The organism is Alicyclobacillus sacchari, from assembly GCF_004366795.1.
In the GTDB taxonomy this organism is placed as follows: Bacteria; Bacillota; Bacilli; order Alicyclobacillales; family Alicyclobacillaceae; genus Alicyclobacillus; species Alicyclobacillus sacchari.
Window position 1 is genome coordinate 1 of record NZ_SORF01000040.1, and the last position, 3859, is coordinate 3859.

Annotated in this window: 3 protein-coding genes and 1 pseudogene; all 4 read right to left on the reverse strand. The window is 55.9% G+C overall.

Going from position 1 to position 3859, the window contains the following annotated elements; all coding sequences use genetic code 11:
* Positions 1-316 precede the first annotated feature (316 nt).
* Positions 317-847, reverse strand: coding sequence for a hypothetical protein (locus tag C7445_RS14130; RefSeq protein ID WP_134161328.1), 531 nt, complete (start codon positions 845-847; stop codon positions 317-319).
* Positions 844-1350, reverse strand: a complete 507-nt coding sequence (locus C7445_RS14135) for a hypothetical protein (protein ID WP_243835213.1) — start codon at positions 1348-1350, stop codon at positions 844-846. The genes C7445_RS14130 and C7445_RS14135 overlap by 4 nt, the downstream gene beginning before the upstream one ends.
* An 86-nt stretch (positions 1351-1436) precedes the next feature.
* Positions 1437-3572 (reverse strand): hypothetical protein, encoded by a 2136-nt coding sequence (locus C7445_RS14140; RefSeq protein ID WP_134161332.1) that lies wholly within the window; start codon positions 3570-3572, stop codon positions 1437-1439.
* Positions 3569-3859, reverse strand: a pseudogene (locus C7445_RS14145) (conjugal transfer protein TraC); the annotation flags it as partial. The pseudogene C7445_RS14145 and the gene C7445_RS14140, both read right to left, overlap by 4 nt.

Here is a 3859-nt window from a genome sequence, read left to right on the forward strand (position 1 = left end):
TCACAGCTCGCCTGGGGCAAACGTAGGACGTGAGTGCCGACAAACCGCGCATATGTGGCTACTCGCTTCACATGTCGGTCTGCGTCGAGGTCACCATATTCGGCAACAAAGGCGATCGATTCGAAGAGCGAAGTGAGTTTCACAATAATCAGCTCCTTATGTGTTCAAGGTAACGTGAACACACTGTAAAAAATGCGCCATGTTTACGCCATGATAAAACTTATGACCACGCTTCGCTGTGAACGATACGATCTTGGCTCATCACTCAGCACGAATACCTGGAGCAGTTGGAGGAATTATGGCGAGCTAATTGGTGTTAGTACGCCTTATCCGGTCGATGTTTTCTCGCCTTTGCCCGTCGCCACGGCAGCGTCCTATCCAACACCACCTCGAACCGCTGTTGCCGTTCCAACCACTCTGACCACCCCGGCATGAGCGCCAGATCCGCCTTGTCGAGCGTGGACATCCAGGCGATCCGCCGACGGCGCTTCTTCCAGAAGTGGCGCATCGTGAACCATCCGACCACCGTCCAACCGAACGTCGCCGCCCGTGGCCAAAGCATCGGAGCCCAAATCGCGTAGGCCAGCCACAATCCGTAGTACGAGTACTTCCGACCGCGCTCCTTAATGACATCAAGTGCTTTCTCGTACTTGAACCACTCGAAACCTGAGAAGAGCACGCTGAGCAAAATCATGAGGATATAACCGGCCGGCACAATACTCAACGCGATGAAGCCTGGCATCCAAAACGGGACTATGTGCCACACATGGCGGAACAGATGTGCTTCAGCCGGGCTGTATGGGATTTTGAGATACCAGTGATGAACGAAGTGCCATACGCCTTTCATGCACGGTCACCTCGTTTCTTTCCCCGCTTGCCCTCGAATACGATAAACCGCTGTTTTCTCCTTTCTGGTTCGATTGCCTCATACATCGCGTTCACTCTTAACTGAAAGTCCCTGAACTCGCGCCGCCGTTTAAACTGCTCCCATTCTGCACAAGTGAGTCCCTTTTCCAGATGTTCGTCTGCTTGATACGATCCGAACTCATCGATGAGATGGACCACCCATCCAATCGCCAACATGCCAAAGACAATGAGCATGACTGGCATGCAACATAAGTCCACAAGGATTTCGACTCCTGGATACGGTAGCGCAAACCACATCGCATAAAACATCACGAGTGCCCAGAAAAACATTCCAAACCAGCGACTAAACACTTCAACCGAACCATCACTTGCTGGAATGTCTTCGTAATATCTCTGAGGATATTCTCTGGCCCACATGAAGAGCGTTCCGTACCATGCGATGATTGCGGGCGACCACCACGGCAACATGTGTCGTAGATGCATGAAAAACACGCCTGGATGCATGTGGATCACCTCGTATCCCAGCATACCACGGCGTGTTTACGGACGTAGTGTGATTCAGACCTAAGTTATCGGCGATACATGATCGCGTTGCGCGCGTCATCCAGGAACGCTTTGCTCCGCTGTGTTTGCACCTTATGCGGATCCTTTGGTTTCTCGAGAACCAAACGCCCGGCTTCCACGGCTTCTCGCGCCTTCCGGTCAAGCATCGCAGGCCGGTACGCCGTGAAGGCCTCCCGATACGCCTGCCTGGCCTCGGGCGACCACGCGCCTTGATCGCGAAGGTGCTTTCCATCCTCCCACTTGGTCTCCGCTTCTTGTAACAAGGACTGAACGGTCGACGAATCGAAGCCTGAACGTCGCAGCTCAGCGAGCCATTGTGCTTTCGCAGCCTCATACCGTTTCTCGGCCTGCGACAATGGCAGTTGCATCTGTGCGTGTGCCTGCCCGGTCGAACGCCCGCCACTCGCCGTAGACGTTGAAGTCGTTGACGCGTTCGAAGGCGAACGGGGAGGTGTGACGTTCGCAGGAGCTGACATCGCAGGAGATGTCGTAACCGACGTAGGGTCTGCGTTTGCACCTGTGGTATTCATCCACTCACTCGCAAGACTCGGCAGACGCGTTTTCAGCTGATTGAGTTCTGCAACTTCCCGCAAGTTGGCGCGCAACGCTTCTAACCGCTCGGTCCGGTTCTTATCATGGGTCTGATACTTTTGTGCCAAACCTGCCGTTAAATTGGACACTCCCGTAATAGACTTGCCAATCCATGGTTTGTCTCCCCAATTGCGCTTCGCGTAAGACGCAACACGTTCTGCCGCACTAGCAGTTCGCCGTGCCACACGTCCTGTCGTGCCGCCATCGTTTTGATATCCTTGCCATGACGTTCGAAGCCAGAGTCCAGTATGGCTTTGCGCGAATCCGTCCTTGAGACTTCGCGCTGCATCCGCGAGTGCGCCTACCGTATGAGATTCGTGCCGTTTTCCTACACGTTGATTTCCACTGCCCAGACCCGACCTAGATGGGGCAGTTTCTAAACCGGCGCCTTCTGACCGCAGCACATCTCCCTGAGAACCTAGCTTTTGCTGCATCATAACGTCTTCAATCGACGCCCCAGATCGAAAGGCACCCGCATGTACTTCACTGTTTGCCTGAATCGCCTTTTCCGCTTTACCGCGCATATAGCGGTTATCCGCTGCATGCGCCATTTTCCCCAGCGTCGCCCCCGTCGCCTTGGCCGTGCCGGTCACCGCCATCTTCCCAGCCAGGTCTCCCGCCACAGCCGACGCACCAACCATCGCAAGGTTACCCCACCGCATGCCGTGATCCGAACCGATGAGCGACGCCCCAAACGCCTGGGCTACCACATCGATGAGCTTGCGCACATAGACCGCGGACGACAGCAGCCCAATCGTCCCCGCCAGGGCCACAAACACGTCCTCCGCTGTGAGCGCCGTGCCACTGGCCGGGGACGCCACCGCGCTCGCCACACCATATACGACAGCTTGGCCAAGCGGCACCGCCATCTGGTACACCCATTCGACCCACCACGTCTTTGTGATGCCGCGCGTCTTATCGTTCGCGTAAAACGCCATCGCGAGCGGGAAAAAGAGCATCCAGACGTACAGGAACACGTCGCGGAACTCGTACACGATCCACACGATGAACGCGAGGAGCGCTTGCAAGAAGTTCACGATGCTGTTCAACAGCGCCTGACCGCCGCTCGTGCTAAGCGGTGTCCATTTCTGCGGCGCGCCCAGGTGCAAGAAGTAGTCGCTCGCGTAGTAAAAGAACTCAGTTACCAACAGCGCTAGGTGCTGACCCTGCCAGATAAGAAGCGCCGATACGAAAAGCCCGATCACACCCTGCTTCATTCGCTCCCGCTGGACGGCGCTCTCTCTGGCACCGGATACCTGGACGACGAGCAGATACACCGAAATGAGAAAGAACGACCAAGCAAACACCCAAAACGCCGTCGCAAAAGGTTCGAGCGTCGCCACGGCGTGTGCATCCATCACGTCCGAGAAACTTCCCGTGCCCCAACCTGGCGCATTTGACGCGTTATGAAAGTAGCCACCGAGGATGATGTTCCCCATCACATCCGGCGCCAGGTTGTTCCCCGCGGCCACCGTGTGATTCAACAGTGACTGAAGCCCATTGGCCAGGGCGTTAATCAGATTGGCGATAAGCCCGGAGAACCAGTTCACGCGAGCCACCTCCGCTGCATGGCGAGTTCCGCATCCGACTGCACAAACCGCGTTGTGAAAAGCTCGAATTCATCCGCAAACGGAACAAGCTGGTTGTAAAACACCTCTCCGCCGACCCACCAACGGGCTTGCCCGTCGCGGAATGCGATGAGCTCTTCAAATTCGTGCTCCTCAAGGCCGAAGTTCTCGATAACCGCTTCCTTATCGAGCTTATCCTGGCGCAGCAGAACCTTCGTATCAGAGTTTTGCAGGATCGCCCGCCCCTGCTCGCTCTCCGCAAACTTGCG